Here is a 16194-nt window from a genome sequence, read left to right as displayed (position 1 = left end):
ACGACGGTGTCGTTCGTGCTCAACGACAAGGGCGAGCAGCTCGCCCGGGTCCCGGAGGCGACGCGGGCGCGGATCCTCAAGGCGATCCAGGAGACGGGGATTCTCGGGGGCGGTGCAGGAGGAGCGCCGCGGGACGCTCCTCCCCCGGCCCGTCGCGCGGGGGCGCTCCGGGCCGGGTGGAGAGGGGATCAGCTCGCGAAGGTCCAGGTGAGCGGGAGCGACGCGGACAGGCCCTGGTAGGCGTTGGTGGCCGACGAGTCGAGGGTCACGGCGATGGAGAAGGGGGTGGAGGTGCCGGGGGTGACCGGGGCGGTGTTGAGGGTCTTGACGGCCGAGCCGGCGAGGGTCGCGGCGGTGCCGGTGAAGACGGTGGTCCCGCCGGAGGTGATCACGACGTTGAGCTTGCCGCAGAAGTCGGTGGCGGAGCCGGAGGCGCCGGCCGCGACGTTGTTGCTCTGCGAGCAGGTGGCGCCGGGGGTCAGCGTGAAGGTGTTGGCGTTGACGGTGCCGGTGTTCTTCAGCGTGATCGCGGTGGTGACGGTCTGGCCGGGGACCATCGTGGTCGATCCGCCGAACTTGTTGATGGTCGCGCAGGTCGCGGTGTTGGTGCTGATCGAGCCGCCGTCGGTGCTGAGGCAGGTGATGGGGCTGGCGCCGGTCGACTTCTCCTCCATGACGAGCGAGCCGGAGGCGGCGGTGTTGCCGGTGTTGGAGATGCTCGCGACGAAGCCGGACAGGGTGCCGGACATCGAGACGGAGAGGAGAGCGGCGGCGGCGATGCTCGTCGCGATGGCGAGGGGAGCGAAGCGGACGCGCTTGGACTTGGCGGTGTGGGTCGACATGGCAGGACTCCTGATCGAGTGGGGCGGGCTGATGCTGAAGGGGGAGGGTCCGGCTGGTGTTACGCCGAACTCGATTGACCGCTAAGTTACTTGATGACCAAGATACATTGCAATCGTTCTTTCACCCCCTGTCCGGGTGACAGGCCGGGACCCCCGAGGGCGACCCGTACGATGACCCCAGCCCTACCCCGAGAAGGACGAATGACCACCGAGAGACCGACCCCGCGCGACGTCGACCAGGACGCGCCCGCCGTGCAGCTGCGGCAGTCGCTCCGCCTGCTCGAGAACGCGCAGCGGCACCTCCGCGCGAGCATCGCCGCGGGCGTGGGCGTGGGCATCTCGGAGCTCACCGCGCTCGAGGTCCTCGGCGAGTCGCCCGACCTCACGCCGAAGTGGCTGGGTCTCGAGCTCTCCCTCTCGACGGGCGCCGTGACCGCGCTCCTCGACCGGCTGGCGACCGCCGGCCACGTCGACCGGCTCGCCAACCCGCAGGACCGCCGCAGCGTCCTCCTGCGCCTCACCGACTCCGGGGAGCAGCTGCTCGCGCAGGTGGACGAGCGCTACGACGAGGTCAGCGCGGAGGTGCTGAAGGCCTCCCCCGGGCTGAACGGCATGGCGGACGACCTGGCGCGTGCCGCCGCGGTCATCACCGCGCACACGATCCGCTGATCCGCGCCAGTCGCTAGGAGTCCAGCGCCCGGGTCAGGGTCCAGACGTTGCGCCCCTCCGAGCGCTCGTGCTCGAACGTGGTCGTCAGAGCCTGGATGAGAGCGAGCCCGCGGCCCGACTCCGCGAAGACGTCCGGCATCTCCCGCGGCCCCGTGCCGATGTCCGGCGGATCGGCCGTGTCGACCAGCTCCGCGTGGATCGCGTCTCCCTCGACGCGCACGACGAGGCGGCAGACGATCGTCGTCGTCGACGTCGCGTGCTGGATGACGTTGTCGACCAGCTCGACCAGCGCCGTCTCGACGGCCATGCGGTCGCGGGCCGGCAGGTCCGGGCGCTCGCCCCAGAGCTCGGCGAGCATCTCGTGGACGACCTCGGTGTCGTCCGGGGGCGTGCGGAACCCGACGCTGCGCTCAGTCACGGTACGCGTCGCCGGCGGTGTCGAAGAGGGTGAGCACCCGGTCCAGGTTGGACAGCTGCAGCACCATCACGACCTGCTCGCTGGGAGCCGCGATCCGCAGGTCGCCGCCCGCCTGCCGCGCGGTCTTGAGGGCGCCGACCAGGGCGCCGAGGCCGGAGGAGTCCATGAACGTCACCGCGCTGAGCTCGACGACGATGCGGGGGCTGCCCTCGTCGATCGCCCGGCGGACGGCCGAGCGGAGCTCCGGAGCCGAGGCCGCGTTGAGCCGCCCCTCCCCCCGCAGCACGGCGATGTCGGGGGCGGTCGTCTCGGTCGTGAACGTCATGCGGGGTCCTTCTCGGCGGAGCGGTCGGCGCCCGTGCGGGTCAGCACGAGGGCGGTGATGTCGTCGGACGCGGAGCCGGAGGCGGCGAGCGCCCTCAGCGCATGCAGGAACTCGGCGGTGTCGGCGGAGTCGCGGGCGAGGTCGACCGCGCGCGCCAGGGACTGCAGGGTCCCGTCGTAGAGGTCGAGGACACCGTCGGTGAAGGCCAGGAGCGAGTCGCCGACCGCGAGCTCCACGGTCTGGGTGATCCAGCCGCCGTCCTCCGCGATGCCCAGCGGGAGGCCCAGTGCCGCGAGCCGCTGGAACGAGCCGTCGGCGCGGAGGAGGACGGTGAGCCCGTGGCCCGCGTCGACGAAGTCGATCCGGCCGGACGCGGTGTCGAGGCGCCCGTGGAAGAGGGTCGCGAAGGTCTCCGTGGCCGTGAAGTCGTCGTGCAGCTGGGCGCTCACCGCGCTGACGACCGCGTCGGGGTCGCCGCCCAGGCGCGCCCGGAACGCGGAGCGGATCGAGGCGGCTACGATCGCCGCTGCCGTCCCCTTGCCCATCACGTCCACGAGGGTCAGGTCGACCGTCTCGTCGTCGCCGCGCCAGCTGTAGAAGTCGCCGGTGATCGTCCACCGCGGCAGCGAGAGCCCCGAGAGCTCGTAGCCGGCGGGGTGGTGGAGGGAGGAGGGAGCCATCTGCGTCTGCATGTCGGCGGCGCGGTCGCGCTCCGCCGTGTCGCGCAGCTCGCGCTCGACCCACTCGCCGAACTCCTCGAGCAGCTGCCGCTCGTCCGGGGTGAGGCTCCGGGGCACGAAGTCGATGAGGCAGAGGGTGCCCAGCTGCAGGTCGCCCTCGACCGACAGCGGCCGCCCGGCGTAGAAGCGGACGTGCGGGTACCCCGCGACGTGCTCGTGCCCGACCCACGCCTCGTCGGCACCGAGGTCCGGCACGACGAAGGTGGTGCGCTTCTCGAGCGTCGCGTCGCAGAAGGTGCCGGCGCGCGGGTAGGCGAGCACGGCGTCCGGACGCTGCGGGGACTTCGTGAACAGCGTGGTGTCGTCGAGGAAGTGGATCTCGGCCACGGGCACGCGGAACAGCTCCTCGGCCATCCGCGTGATCCGGTCGAAGCGCTCCTCCGGAGCCGACCCCATCATCTCGAGCGCCTCGAGCGCCACCAGCCGCGGATCCTGCTCGGCCTCGATCATCCGTGCCCCCTTCCCCCTGCGCGCCGCGCCGGGACTCCCCGGAGCGCACACGCACCTCCGACCGTATCGCTCCGCTTGACGGGTGGGGGACCTTCGGCGCCTCTGTACCCCTCACGGGGTACGGCTGTCGCAGATCGCGCGGTCGGGAGCGTCGGCGGTGGCCGATCCCGGCCGTCCTCGCCTCCGCCTCTTGCCACCGGACGGAGCGGACCCCTACTCTTCACCCGACGCTCCCCCGGCGACCCGCGAGCACCCGAAGCCCGCAGGCTCGTGGGCGTCGCCTCAGGAGCGCCCGTGCCCACCCAGCCGCGTCCCCTCCGCCGAACGCGCGCGGAGACGAACCGACCCTCTCGATCCGACGCGCCCCGGCGCGGGAGCCCGCTCGCTGCGGCGCTCCTGCTGGTGACCGCCCTGATCCTCCCGCTCGCCGCCGCGCCGACCGCGTCCGCCGTCGACTCGGCGGGCGACGAGTACGACGCGATGCGCCTCGGCCTCGTCGCCGACCTGACGGGCACGATCCCGGGCAGCGCGAGCGTCGGCGGCCTCGCCGCGGCGAAGGGCCGCCTCGTCGCCGAGGCCGAGGGCTACTGGTCGACGCTCGAGACCGACGGCGGCGAGCCCTGGCCCGACCTGGTCACGGGCACCTCGGCGGTGGAGGTGTGGGCCGCCTACAAGCGGGTCACCGTCCTCGCGACCGCGCTGAAGACCCCCGGGACCGCCCTCACCGGCGACCCGGCGCTCCTCCGCGACGTCGTCACGACCGCCGACTGGCTCTCGGCGAACCGCTACAACCGCTCCACCACCGGCACCTCCCGCTGGTGGGAGCAGCAGATCGGCATCCCGCTCGAGCTGAACAGCATCACCGCCCTCCTCTACCCCGACCTCTCGGCGGCGCAGGTGCAGGCCTACCTGTCGGCCTCGACGCGCTTCGCCGACACCGTCACCCGGACCGGCGCCAACCGCGTCTGGACGGCGGCGGTCATCGCCGGGCGGGCAGTGCTTCTGAAGCAGCCGGCGAAGATCGCGGAGGCGGCCGCCGGCATCGACCCGGCGCTGCGGACGGTGGCGTCCGGCGACGGCTTCCACGCCGACGGCTCCTTCGTGCAGCACAGCGTCTTCGCCTACAGCGGCGGGTACGGGCTCTCGATGCTCGACACCCTCGACGACCTGTACGCGCTGCTCGACGGCTCCCGCTGGGAGATCACGAGCCCGGAGGGGCTCGGCGTGTACGACCGGCTCGCCTCCTCCTTCGCCCCCGTCACCTGGTGCGGCGCCGTGATGTCGACGGTCCGCGGCCGCGAGACCGCGCGGGCGGAGTCGGAGGACGGCGACGTCGGAGTCCAGCTGCAGGCGGCGGTGCTGCGCCTCGCCGACAGCGCCCCGCCCGCGGCCCGGACCCGGACGAACGCGCTGGCGAAGAGCTGGCTGGCCTGCAACGCCGGCAGCCCCGTGAGCATCGAGACGGCCGGATCCGTCAGCGACGTCGTGCGCGCGCGGCTCGTCCTCGCCGACACGGGCCTGACCGCGACCCCGATCGGCTCGGGCGTCCGGGCCTTCGCCGGCATGGACCGCTTCACGCGGACCACGGCGACCTCGGGCTTCGCCGTCGGCCTGTCGAGCACACGGATCGCCCGCTACGAGTCGCTCAACGGCGAGAACCGCAGCGGCTGGTACACCGGCGACGGCGCGACCTCGCTCCACCTGGGCAGCGGGCGCCAGTACGACGACGGCTACTGGGCCACGGCGAACCCGTACCGGATGCCCGGCACCACCGAGGACACGATCGTCCGGAGCGCGGGCGAGGGCGCGTCGTCCCGCCCGACGACGACCTTCACCGGGAGCCTCGAGAGCCCGTCGCGGCGGACGGGGATCGCGGCGCTCGACTTCGACGCGGCGTCGGTGAGCCTGGTCGCGAAGAAGGCCTGGTTCACCTTCGACGACGAGATCCTCGCGCTCGGCTCCGGGATCACGGCGACCGACATGTCCGGGACCGGCTGGGACGGGGTGCGCCGGCGCGCGGAGACGGTGATCGACGACCGCCGCGACGTCGCTCCCGACGCGAGGCTCCGCGTCGACGGCGTCCTCCGCGGTGCGGAGGCGACCGCCACGAGCACCGCCCGCTGGGCCTCGATCACCGGCTCCGCGGAGTCGGTGGGCTACGTCTTCCCGACGCCGATCGCCCTGACCGCGCAGGGGCGGACCCGCACCGGAGCCTGGAGCGCCGTGAGCGCCGCCGGTCCGACGGCGCCGGTGACCGGCCACTACTACTCCCTCACGACGAGCCACGGCACGAACCCGACCGGCGCCTCGTACGCGTACACGGTCCTCCCCGGCGCCTCCGAGGCGGCGACCGCCGCGTACGCGGCGGACCCGGACGTGACCGTGCTCAGCAACACACCCCAGCTGAGCGCCGCCCGCGACCGCTCGACCGGCACCGTGAGCGCCGTGTCGTGGAAGGCCGGGACCACGAGCCCCGTGCTCGTCGGAGGCACCCGGGTCGCGAGCATCACCGGCGCCGGACTGGTCTCGATCCGGGAGGACGCGGACACGGTGACCGTCTCGACCGTCGACCCGACGCAGGTCTCGACGAGCGCGCTCACCGTGACGCTCGCGCGGCCGACCGCGGGCACGGTGTCCTCGAGCGCCGCCCTGAGCGTGACGAGCAGGACGAGCACCGCGACGACGATCACGTTCCGGCCGAACGGGCTGAAGGGAGCGACGGCGTCCATCGTGCTCGCGAAGAGGGCCGCCACCCCGGTGCCGACGGCCGCGCCCACGCCGACCGCGACCGCCGCGCCGACCTCGACCTCCACGCCGACCGCCACCGCGACTCCGCTCGCCGCCGTCGGGGCCGGCACCCACCAGAACGGCTCGCCGGCCGTCGCCGTCACGGGCACCTGGTCCACCACCTCCTCCTCCGCGGACAGCGGCGGCGGTGTCTCCTTCTCGTCGACAGGGGGCGCCTCCGCCACCCTCCGCTTCACCGGCACCGGAGTCTCGTGGGTGAGCCGCCGGTCCAGCACGTCCGGGATCGACGAGGTCCGCCTCGACGGCGTCCTCGTGGCCTCGGTCGACCGCTACAGCGCCACCACCCGCTCCGCCCAGACCGTCTGGACCAGCGGGACCCTGCCCGCCGGCACCCACACCGTCACGATCACCCGCGGCAGCACACGGAATCCGGCGGCGACCGGGGGCAACCTGATCCACGACGCCTTCGTCGTGAGGGGCTGACCGCGCGGCTATCACCGGCCGCGGTGCCTGGCCAGGCCCTCGCCCGGTCGCGGGCGGGCCCGTAGCGTCGCCCGGACCGATCGACCCGCCGGGGTCACGACGAGAGGACGCGCCATGAGCAGCACGAGCGACATGATCCGGAGCCACCCCGAGGAGCTGCGAGGCGTCGATCCGGAGGTCCTGGCCGAGTGCATCGACGCGTGCGGCGCCTGCGCACTCACCTGCACCGCCTGCGCCGACGCGTGCCTCGGCGAGGAGTCGGTCGCCGAGCTGGTCCACTGCATCCGCACCGACCTCGCCTGCGCCGACGTGTGCGCCGCGACCGGCGCCGTGCTGTCGCGCCGAGGCGTCGTCGGATCCGCGGCCGTCCGCGCCCTCGTCGAGGCCTGCCTCCTCGCCTGCCGCGCCTGCGCCGACGACTGCGAGCAGCACGCCGGGATGCACGAGCACTGCCGGATCTGCGCCGAGACCTGCCGCCGCTGCGAGCAGGCGTGCGGGAGGCTGCTCGCGCAGCTCTGAGCGCGGGCTCCACCGCGCGACACCTCCCCCACCGGACTCGACGGGCGGCTGTCAACCGTCCTGCCCTGAGCGTCCGGCGCTCCGCGGAGGTCATCGCCCACATCGAGCTCGAGACGCGCCGCATGCAGCCGGCCCGTCCCTCGTGGAGCGAGGAGATGACGGACATCCCTCCGCTGGACTTCCTCGAGTACACGGACATCGCCGACCTCGAGGACGCCCGGCGCGACCCGATGGACTAGGCCGCCGCCGGCTCCTCGGTGGAGCGGGAGTCGCTGAGGGACAGCGAGCCGATCGTCGCGATCACGCCGACGAGGACCGCCACGACCAGGAAAGCGACCCGCTCACCCGCGAAGAAGCTCCGGACGAGGTCCGCGCTCCACGCGCCCGCCGGGAGGGTGGTCGCCACCAGTGCGGCGATCAGCGTGCCGACGACGGCCGTGCCGATGCTGGTGCCGATCTCCTGGGCCGTGTCGTTGAGCGCCGCACCGATCGAGGTGCGGTTCGCGGGCATCGCCTCGACGAGGGCGACGGCGCAGATGGTCATGATCGTCCGCAGGCCCACCGTCATCACGACCATCATCACGGCGATCGCGAGGTAGCCCCGGTCCACCGCCCAGGACATCCCGAGCAGCGCGCCGACCAGGAGCCCGGTGCCGATCAGGCAGGCCGCGCGGTGCCCCAGCTTCGCGGCGAGGCGCTCGGTGACCGGAGTGGCGGCGAGCATCGTGACGATGACGGGCAGGTTCGCGAGGCCGGCGCGCACCGGGCTCCAGCCGTAGGCGTACTGGAAGTGCAGGATCAGGCCGAACAGGACGCTCGCGAAGGCGACCGAGGCGCCGAGCTGCGTGAGCGCCGCTCCCCGCGCGGGGCCGGCGCGGAAGATCGCGAGGTCGATCATGGGCGAGACGGCGCGGCGCTCGCGGACGGCGAATCCCGCGACGGCGGCGACGGTGCCCGCGGCGCAGGCGATCGTGAGGAGCGACAGCCAGCCGTTCTCGACTCCGCTGGTGAGCGTGTAGCAGCCGAGCCCCACCGCGGCGACGGTGAGGGCGGTCCCCGGCAGGTCGAGCCGACCGGAGGTGAGGTCGGCGCGCTGGTCCGCGGGGACTCCGAGGCGCACGCCGATCCAGACCAGCAGCGCGATCGGGGCGTTGACGACGAGCAGCCACTGCCAGCTGACGGTGCTGAGGATCGAGCCGCCGAGGAGGGGGCCGAGGACCATGCCGGACATCCCGACGATCATCACGATCGTGATCGACCGCATGCGGAGCCTCTCGTCGTCGAAGAGCCGGAACACCAGCGACATCGTGACGGGCGCCATGGCGGCCGCGGCGCAGCCGAGCGCCGCGCGGAGGGCGATCAGCTGGCCGATGTCGGTGACGAGGACGACGGCGAGGCTGATCAGCCCGAACGCGGCGAGGCCGGTGAGGAGGACGCGGCGGCGGCCGAACCGGTCGGCGGCGGACCCGGCTGTCAGCAGCAGCCCGCCGAAGGTCAGGGAGTAGGCACCGGTCACCCACTGCAGTCCGGCGGTCGACCCGTCGAGTGAGCGTCCGATCGTCGGGAGGGCGATCGAGAGCAGCGTGTTGTCGACCATCTCGACGAAGAACGCGAGGCAGAGAGCGGCGAGCGGGAGTGCCGCGGAGCGGAGGGAGGTGTGAGCGCGGGACTCGGCGGAGGTGGTCGTCGGAGCGGACATCGAGGCGCCTTCCTATCGAACGCCGTTCGGCTCTCGTACGGCGTTCGATAGTATGGAACGCCGTTCGGTAAGATGCAAGCCATGCCTGCAGATCGCCAGACGGAGACCGCTGCCGCGCCCTCCCCCGCCCGGGGCCGCCGCCGAGCGTCGCACTCGCTCGACACCGTGCTGGCCGAGGCGATCGCGATCCTCGACGAGTCCGGGGAGTCGGCCCTCACGTTCCGCGCGCTCGCGGCCCGACTCGGCGGCGGTGTGGCGAGCATCTACTGGTACGTCGGCAGCCGCGACGAGCTGCTGGAGCGGGCGACCGACGAGGTCATGGGTCGGGTCCTCGCAGACAGCGAGCCGCTCACCCACGGGCCGGACCCGATCGACAACGTCCGCGCCGTCGCACTGGCCCTCTTCGACGAGTGCGTCCGCCGACCCTGGTTCGGCCTCTACATGCTCCGCACGACCGGGGTGCAGCCCAACTCGATGGCGATGTACGAGCGCCTCGGGCAGCAGCTCATGGCTCTCGACCTGACGCCCCGGCAGCGGTTCCACGCCGTGTCGTCCATCGTCAGCTACGTCGTCGGAGTCGCGGCCGACCTGGCGCAGCCGCCGCCCCGCGAGTTCCTCGAGAGCGGGATGGAGAGGGGCGAGTTCCTCGAGCACCTGGCCGACCGCTGGCGCGCCCTCGATCCGGAGGAGTTCCCCTTCGGCCACCACGCGGCCGACGTCATGGCGACGCACGACGACCTCGACGTGTTCCGCTCCGGCCTCGACCTGCTGCTGGCCGGGCTCCGGCTGCAGGCGGGGCGGGGCTGAGGCCGGGTCAGCTCCCCGAGGTCCACCGGATCGCGACCACGGTCACGTCGTCCGCCAGCAGCCCCTCGGCCGCCAGGCGGGTGACGCCGGCGACCGCGGCGGCGGCGGTCGCCGGGGCGGCGACGGCCGCGTCGGCCACCCGGTCGAGGGCGGCGAGGGAGCCGTCGAAGAGGTCCAGCACGCCGTCGCTGCAGATCAGCAGCAGGTCGCCGGGGTGGAGCCGGAGGCCGGTCGGCTCCCACTCCTGCGTGCCGAGGAGGCCGAGCGGCAGGTGGGCGGAGGGGATGCGCTCGCGCGAGCCGTCGGCGCGGCAGACGATCCCGAGTCCGTGCCCGGCGTCGACGAGCGCGATGTCGTCGGTCGAGGCGCCGAGCCGCAGGTGGAGGAGCGTGACGAACGCGTCGTTCGCCGACAGATCCGGCTCGACGACCCGGTCGATGAGCGCCATCGTCGCCGCGGGGCCGAGGGCGGGAGGAGTGACGCGCAGAGCGGCGCGGACCGTGGCGGCGATCATCGCGGCGCCGACCCCCTTGCCCATCACGTCGGCGACGGTGACGGCGAGCCCGTCGGGCGTGCAGCGCCAGTCGAAGAAGTCGCCGCTCACCGTCCCGCTGGGCACGCAGGCGCCGGCGACGTCGTAGCCCGGGAGATCCAGGACCGAGCGGGGCTCGAGCCGCCGCTGCACCCTCTCGCCGTCGGCGAGCTCCTGCCGCGAGCGGGCGGCGCCGGCGGTGAGCATCTGCGCGACCTGCTCGCCGCTGAGCGACGCCATGCTGAACGACACCACGACCAGCAGCACCAGCGTGATCAGCGTGGTGGTCGGGGTCCCGAACCAGGTCGCGAACAGCTCGCTGCGCAGCCCCGCGGCCAGGAACACGGCGGACCGGAGCGCGTAGTAGAGGGAGAGGGCGCCGGAGCTCAGCAGCAGCGGCCAGCGCGTGCGCGAGCGCCCGGCGCCGAGCAGCGCGATCTCGCGGGTCGACAGGCCGATGAGGAGCGCCATCGACGCGAGGTAGAGCGGCCCTCCCGACCAGTCGTTGACGGCGGGAGAGTCGAGGCTGGACACGCCCGTCACCACCACGATCGGAGCGACCACCAGCCACCACGGCGTCGGCCGGCCGCGGAGGGAGCGGCTCGCCGCCCAGACCGCGGCGGCGCCGGCCACGATGAGCCCGTTGCCGAGCGGATTCGCCCACACCTGGTCGGCCGTGCCGTCGCGGAGGTAGGCGAGCGAGCCGCCCATGAACAGCGCGAGCGCCGTGCACCACCAGAAGCTGAAGGACGAGCGCGTCGACCGGTAGGTGACCAGCGCGAACAGCAGGAAGAGGGTGAGGGCGGTGACCCCGAAGGCGACGCGGAGGGTCGTGGCATCGAGCAAGGCGGGTCCGTGGCCCTTCCAGGAGACCGAGCGGCGGAGCGGCGGACGGGCGCCGCGATCAAGGGGATCCTGGCACGGCGCGCGGGCCGCACGGGGCGCGCCGTGGAGGCCGGCCCCGGGGATCCGCGGCAGTGCGGCCCGTCCGCCCACCCGACGGGGGGAGCAGGAAGGGACCTCGCACGTTCGAGGAGAGACCACCGCCCTCGCGCTCAATACAGGATCGCGTGTACCGTCGCTCCCGTGCCCGCCACCGCGACCCTCACCCACTCCGCTGCTCTCGCGCGCCTCGGATCCGCCCTGGCGGACGAGACCCGGTCCCGGATCCTGCTCGCGCTGCGCGAGGCTCCGGCCGTCCCCTCCGACCTCGCGGACGCGCTCGGGGTCTCGCGGCAGGTGATGTCGAATCAGCTCGCGTGCCTCCGCGGATGCGGGCTGGTGGAGGCCGTGAAGGACGGCCGGTACACCTGGTACCGGCTGGCCGAGACCCGGATCGCCGGGGCGCTCGACCACCTGCTCCGCCTGGCCCTGGTCGTCGATCCGGACTGCTGCTCCGGCGACGACTGCCGCTGCGCATGAGCGCCCTGCGCGCTCCGCTCCTCCCCGCCCGCCGCCGCGTGCTGCAGAGGCGCATCCGCTGGATCGTCGGCGCTACCATCGGCTACAACGTGGTGGAGGCGATCGTGGCCCTCGCCGCCGGGACGGTCGCCTCGTCCACCGCGCTCGTCGCCTTCGGCCTCGACTCCGTGGTGGAGGTGCTCTCCGCCGCGGCCGTCGCCTGGCAGTTCTCGGGCCGCGATCCGGAGGCGCGCGAGCGCACCGCGCTGCGGGTGATCGCCGTCTCGTTCCTCGGCCTGGCCGCGTTCGTCGCCGTCGACTCGGTCCGGGCGCTGCTCGGATTCTCGGAGGCCCAGCACTCCCCCGTCGGCATCGTGCTGGCCGCCGTCAGCCTGCTGGTGATGCCCGCGTTCTCCCTGCTCGAGCGCCGGACCGGCCGCGAGCTCGGCTCGGCCTCGGCCGTCGCGGACTCGAAGCAGACGCTCCTCTGCTCGTACCTCTCCGCCGCCGTCCTGGTGGGCCTGCTGCTGAACAGCACGCTCGGATGGACGTGGGCCGACCCCGTCGCCGGCCTCGTGATCGCCGCGGTCGCCGTCCGCGAGGGCCTGGAGGCCTGGCGCGGCGAGTCCTGCACGACGCCGATCTCCGCGCTGACGAGCGAGGACTCCGAGGCCTGCGGCTGCTGCTGACGGGGGCGGGACGGCGCGGTGCACATCGGCGGTGGACGACCTCCGTCAGGACTTCGTCACGAGGCCGGCGGCCGATGGGACCCGCTCCGGAGCTACCGACGGCCTGCCCGCGCCTCGACGACGTGCCGGCACCCGATCCCGCCGCGCTCCAGCTCCTCGCGCTCGCGGCGGAGTTCGACGCGGACCCGCCGCGCCTCGGCCAGCGGCAGCACCGCCTCCGGATCGACGGTCGCCAGCAGGAGCGCCGCCCGCGACCTCGCCGCCACCCGCACGTCCAGGCACGGCGTCTCCTCGGCGAGCCCGAGCAGCGCGGCCACCAGCAGCTCCAGCTCGACCGCAGTCGCGTGGAGCACCAGCACCCGCGAGGCCGGGCTCGACGGGCGGCGGACCAGGAGCGTCGCTCCGGTCATCGTCGCCGCCCTCCCCTGCCCGGGACCGGTCCGGGACGTCCGCCCCGCCTCGGCCCTCGGCGACCGCCCGCGCGACGTCGGCGTGCACGCATGGGGTTCCTTCTCTCGTCCTGCTGCGGCGCGAACCGCACCGCACCTCCATCACACGACGTGGGCACCCGGGCCGGGGAGAGGGTTGCCACGCGCGCGTCGGCGGGTCAGGAGGCGCCGGGGATGAGAGGGTTGCGCGATGTCCACTGCGAGCGTGCCGTCGCCGCGCGCCGGAGTCCGGACCCGGCGCTTCCGGCGCCTCGCCCGCACGGGCTTCGCCGTCAACGGACTGATCCACCTCCTGATCGGCGGCCTCGCCCTGCGCGTCGCGGTCAGCGACGAGACCTCGCGGGAGGCGGACGCGTCCGGAGCGATCGGGCGCATGGCCGACTCCCCCGTCGGGCTCGTGGTGGTCTGGGCTGCGCTGGTCGGGCTGGTCGCGCTCGGGCTCTGGCAGCTCTCCCTCGGCGGGCGCTCCTCCGCGCCGGGGCTCCCCGCCCGCCTGGGCCGCCGGATCGTCGAGTCGGGCAAGGGCTTCGCCTCGCTCACGCTCGCGGGCACCACGCTCGTCTTCGCGCTCGGCGGCTCGACGAGCTCCTCGGCCACGATCCGCCGCATCAACACCGAGCTGCTGACGAGCACGGTCGGCGTCGTGATCCTCGTGATCGTCGGCGGGATCGTGCTGGGCAGCGGGATCGGCTTCGTCGCGATCGGGATCCGGCGCGGCTTCCGCAAGCTCGTCCGCATCCCCGAGGGCCCGACGGGGACGGCAGTGCTGATCCTCGGCGCGACCGGCTACATCACGAAGGGGCTCGCTCTGGGCCTGGCCGGCGGGATCTTCGTGGTCGCGGCGCTGACCGGCGACGCCCGCCAGGCGACCGGGCTCGACGGGGCCATCCGCTTCCTCGACGTCCCTCCGTACGGCACGATCGCCCTGACCCTCGTCAGCGCGGGACTGGTGATGTACGGGCTGTTCCTCGTCGCCCGGGCGAAGCTCGCGAAGCTCTGAGCCGACGCGGCAGTCGTTCACAGTCGCCACCCATATCGCTGAGTATCGTTCGGAGAAACAGGAGGTCATCATGAACGGATCGTCATCGACCGGCGCGTTCGGCACCGGCACGCCCATCGAGAGCATCTGGCGCGCGATGGAGCAGGCCCGCTCCCGCATGGAGAAGCGCGTCGGCTCCCGGGTCGGCCGCGGGGACGTGCGCACCGCGGTGCTCGCGCTCCTCGCCGAGCAGCCCATGCACGGCTACCAGATCATCCGCGAGATCGAGGAGCGCAGCGGAGGCGACTGGAAGCCGAGCCCCGGCTCCGTCTACCCGACCCTCCAGCTCCTCGCGGACGAGGGCCTCATCATGGCCGACGAGCAGAACGGCCGCAAGACCTACACGCTGACCGACGCCGGCCGCGCGACGGTCGCCGAGCACGGCACCTCGACCCCGTGGAACGACTCCGACCACGTCGACTTCGGCGCCCTGCCCAAGGCGGGCCTCGAGCTCGCCCAGGCCGCGGCCCAGGTCGGACGCTCGGGCACCCCTGAGCAGATCCGCAAGGCCGTCGCCGAACTCGAGGACGTGCGCCGCCGCCTGTACGCGATCCTCGCGCAGGACTGACCCGGGTGGCCTCGGTCAGCCCGGGTCCTGCCGCCCCGGGCCACCGAGAGCGGGAGGACCGGCGGCGCTACCGCCGGATCCTCCGCTTCGCCGCGTGGCATCTCGCGGTCACCTGGTTCTTCGACCTGCTCCTGCCGCGGGTGGGGCTCACGCGCGTCGCGCTCCGCACCCGGCCCGGCCGGATGCGCCGCTTCGCCCGCAGCTTCCACGTGCTCGCGGTCGACCTCGGCGGCCTGATGATCAAGGTCGGCCAGTTCATGTCGTCGCGCCTGGACGTGCTGCCGCCCGAGATCACGCGCGAGCTGGAGGGGCTGCAGGACGAGGTCCCGCCCGTCCCGTTCCCGCGGATCCGGGCGCTGGCCGAGTCCGAGCTCGGGCTGCCGCTCGAGCGTGCCTACGCCGGAGTGGACGAGTCGCCCGTCGCCGCCGCCTCGCTCGGCCAGGCCCACCGCGCCCGGCTCTCCTCCGTCGACGCCGGGGACACCGGCTACTCCGCCGCCATCATGAAGGTGCAGCGGCCGGGCATCGACCAGATCGTCGAGGTCGACCTCGCGGCTCTGCGCCGCGTCGGCGGCTGGCTCAGTCACGTTCGCCTGGTCTCGGACCGCGTCGACGCCCCGGCGCTCGTCGAGGAGTTCGCGGTCACCAGCCTCGAGGAGATCGACTACCTGCAGGAGGCGGCCAACTCCGTCCGCTTCGCCGCCGACTTCGCGGGCGACGCCCGGGTGGCCGTCCCGGACGTGGTCTGGGAGCGCTCGACCCGCAAGGTCCTCACGCTCGAGGACGTCACCGCGATCAAGATCACCGACCACGCCGCGCTGCTGGCCGCCGGGATCGACCCGCGGGAGGTCGCTCCGGTCTTCGCGGCCGTGATGTTCGACCAGCTCTTCACCAACGGCTACTTCCACGCGGATCCGCACCCCGGCAACGTCTTCGTCACGCCGACCCCCGGGGGCGAGCTGCCCTGGCGCCTCACCTTCATCGACTTCGGGATGATGGGCGAGGTGCCGCCGAGCACCCGCGCGGGCCTGCGCCGGATGCTGATCGCCGCCGCCTCCCGCGACGGCAAGGGGCTCGTCGACGCGGCCCGCGCGGTCGGCGTCCTCCTCCCCTCGGCCGACTCCCGCGAGCTGGAGCGGGCGCTCACGCAGCTCTTCGCCCGCTTCGGCGGCATGGGCTTCGCCGAGCTGCGGGAGGTGGATCCGCGCGAGTTCCGCGACTTCGCCGTGCAGTTCGGCGACGTCGTGCGCGCGCTGCCGTTCCAGCTCCCCGAGAACTTCCTGCTCGTCATCCGCGCGATGTCGCTGACCTCGGGCGTCTGCAGCGCGCTCGACCCGGCCTTCAACCTGTGGGACTCGGTCGAGCCCTACGCGCAGCAGCTGATCCGCGAGGAGCGCGGCTCCGTCGTGCAGGACGTCGGCAAGCAGGCCGTCGACACGCTCGGCCTGATCTGGCGCCTGCCGCGCCGGCTCGACGAGCTCGTCACGACCCTCGACGACGGCGAGCTCGCGGTCACCGTCCCCACCATCGAGCGCCGGCTGAACCGGCTCGAGGGCACCGTCCGCCGCGTGATCTCGGCCGTGCTGTTCGCGGGACTGCTGATCGCCGGCGCCGTCGTGCGCCCGGACGACAGCGGCTTCGGCACGGTGCTGATGATCGCGTCGGCGCTGCCGCTGCTGCACGCCCTGCTGGCCCGCGGCCCGCGCGGCTGACGGCCGCCGTCGGGCCGCGGCCGCCGCGTCGCATCCGTCACCTCCTCCGCCCACCTCACCGGCGGCGCGGTCGACATCGGCTACACGGACGCGGACAGCCGGCT

The 16194-nt window shown here is 73.6% G+C and carries 16 protein-coding genes; 9 read left to right on the top strand and 7 right to left on the bottom strand.

Annotated features, from left to right (window positions below):
* Positions 1 to 188: 188 nt before the first annotated feature.
* Positions 189 to 842: a hypothetical protein gene (locus C5C74_RS09360; protein ID WP_104224276.1), complete on the bottom strand. Its 654-nt coding sequence runs from the start codon at positions 840 to 842 to the stop codon at positions 189 to 191.
* Between the two features lie 201 nt (positions 843 to 1043).
* Between C5C74_RS09360 and C5C74_RS09355 the strand changes: the two genes are divergently transcribed.
* Positions 1044 to 1511, top strand: coding sequence for a MarR family transcriptional regulator (locus C5C74_RS09355; protein WP_104297715.1), 468 nt, complete (start codon positions 1044 to 1046; stop codon positions 1509 to 1511).
* A 13-nt stretch (positions 1512 to 1524) separates the two neighbouring features.
* Here C5C74_RS09355 and C5C74_RS09350 read toward each other — a convergent pair whose 3' ends face one another.
* Genes C5C74_RS09350 through C5C74_RS09340 form a run of 3 tightly spaced genes read right to left on the bottom strand, consistent with a single transcriptional unit; the run spans position 1525 to position 3444 of the window.
* Entirely contained in the window at positions 1525 to 1929 is a 405-nt protein-coding gene (locus C5C74_RS09350) for an ATP-binding protein (protein WP_104351403.1), read from the bottom strand.
* The gene (locus C5C74_RS09345) at positions 1922 to 2254 is read right to left on the bottom strand and encodes an STAS domain-containing protein (RefSeq protein WP_104227127.1); all 333 of its coding nucleotides are present in this window, start codon (positions 2252 to 2254) and stop codon (positions 1922 to 1924) included. Before C5C74_RS09345 ends, C5C74_RS09350 begins: the two co-directional genes overlap by 8 nt.
* Positions 2251 to 3444, bottom strand: coding sequence for a PP2C family protein-serine/threonine phosphatase (locus C5C74_RS09340; protein ID WP_104351402.1), 1194 nt, complete (start codon positions 3442 to 3444; stop codon positions 2251 to 2253). Before C5C74_RS09340 ends, C5C74_RS09345 begins: the two co-directional genes overlap by 4 nt.
* Positions 3445 to 3846: 402 nt before the next feature.
* On the opposite strand from C5C74_RS09340, the gene C5C74_RS09335 reads away from it, so the two are divergent.
* Complete coding sequence (locus tag C5C74_RS09335) at positions 3847 to 6675, top strand: polysaccharide lyase 8 family protein (protein WP_104351401.1); 2829 nt, start codon at positions 3847 to 3849, stop codon at positions 6673 to 6675.
* Positions 6676 to 6789: 114 nt separating this feature from the next.
* Positions 6790 to 7194, top strand: a complete 405-nt coding sequence (locus C5C74_RS09330) for a four-helix bundle copper-binding protein (protein WP_104351400.1) — start codon at positions 6790 to 6792, stop codon at positions 7192 to 7194.
* Between the two features lie 235 nt (positions 7195 to 7429).
* Here C5C74_RS09330 and C5C74_RS09325 read toward each other — a convergent pair whose 3' ends face one another.
* The gene (locus C5C74_RS09325) at positions 7430 to 8893 is read right to left on the bottom strand and encodes an MFS transporter (protein ID WP_104351399.1); all 1464 of its coding nucleotides are present in this window, start codon (positions 8891 to 8893) and stop codon (positions 7430 to 7432) included.
* Between the two features lie 81 nt (positions 8894 to 8974).
* On the opposite strand from C5C74_RS09325, the gene C5C74_RS09320 reads away from it, so the two are divergent.
* Positions 8975 to 9700, top strand: coding sequence for a TetR/AcrR family transcriptional regulator (locus C5C74_RS09320; RefSeq protein WP_258064137.1), 726 nt, complete (start codon positions 8975 to 8977; stop codon positions 9698 to 9700).
* Positions 9701 to 9707: 7 nt separating this feature from the next.
* On the opposite strand, the gene C5C74_RS09315 is transcribed toward C5C74_RS09320, so the two are convergent.
* The gene (locus C5C74_RS09315) at positions 9708 to 11078 is read right to left on the bottom strand and encodes a PP2C family protein-serine/threonine phosphatase (RefSeq protein WP_104351397.1); all 1371 of its coding nucleotides are present in this window, start codon (positions 11076 to 11078) and stop codon (positions 9708 to 9710) included.
* A 240-nt stretch (positions 11079 to 11318) separates the two neighbouring features.
* On the opposite strand from C5C74_RS09315, the gene C5C74_RS09310 reads away from it, so the two are divergent.
* Together C5C74_RS09310 and C5C74_RS09305 are read left to right on the top strand one after the other, a co-directional pair.
* Positions 11319 to 11654: a helix-turn-helix transcriptional regulator gene (locus tag C5C74_RS09310; protein ID WP_104234042.1), complete on the top strand. Its 336-nt coding sequence runs from the start codon at positions 11319 to 11321 to the stop codon at positions 11652 to 11654.
* On the top strand, positions 11651 to 12322 hold the full coding sequence (locus C5C74_RS09305; protein ID WP_104351396.1) for a cation diffusion facilitator family transporter: 672 nt from the start codon (positions 11651 to 11653) through the stop codon (positions 12320 to 12322). The genes C5C74_RS09310 and C5C74_RS09305 overlap by 4 nt, the downstream gene beginning before the upstream one ends.
* A gap of 92 nt (positions 12323 to 12414) precedes the next feature.
* On the opposite strand, the gene C5C74_RS09300 is transcribed toward C5C74_RS09305, so the two are convergent.
* Positions 12415 to 12732, bottom strand: coding sequence for a hypothetical protein (locus tag C5C74_RS09300; RefSeq protein ID WP_104351395.1), 318 nt, complete (start codon positions 12730 to 12732; stop codon positions 12415 to 12417).
* 229 nt (positions 12733 to 12961) lie between these two features.
* Here C5C74_RS09300 and C5C74_RS09295 point away from each other — a divergent pair, with 229 nt between their 5' ends.
* The 3 genes from C5C74_RS09295 to C5C74_RS09285 all read left to right on the top strand — a co-directional run bounded on the left by C5C74_RS09295 (position 12962) and on the right by C5C74_RS09285 (position 16090).
* Entirely contained in the window at positions 12962 to 13771 is an 810-nt protein-coding gene (locus C5C74_RS09295) for a DUF1206 domain-containing protein (RefSeq protein WP_104227140.1), read from the top strand.
* A gap of 70 nt (positions 13772 to 13841) precedes the next feature.
* Complete coding sequence (locus C5C74_RS09290) at positions 13842 to 14378, top strand: PadR family transcriptional regulator (RefSeq protein WP_104351394.1); 537 nt, start codon at positions 13842 to 13844, stop codon at positions 14376 to 14378.
* A gap of 5 nt (positions 14379 to 14383) precedes the next feature.
* Positions 14384 to 16090, top strand: coding sequence for an AarF/ABC1/UbiB kinase family protein (locus tag C5C74_RS09285; RefSeq protein WP_104351393.1), 1707 nt, complete (start codon positions 14384 to 14386; stop codon positions 16088 to 16090).
* Positions 16091 to 16194 lie beyond the last annotated feature (104 nt).

Source organism: Rathayibacter sp. AY1E8 (assembly GCF_002931415.1).
GTDB lineage: Bacteria > Actinomycetota > Actinomycetes > Actinomycetales > Microbacteriaceae > Rathayibacter.
Note: the sequence above shows the minus strand (reverse complement) of the source record. Positions and strands in the feature narration are given on the sequence as shown.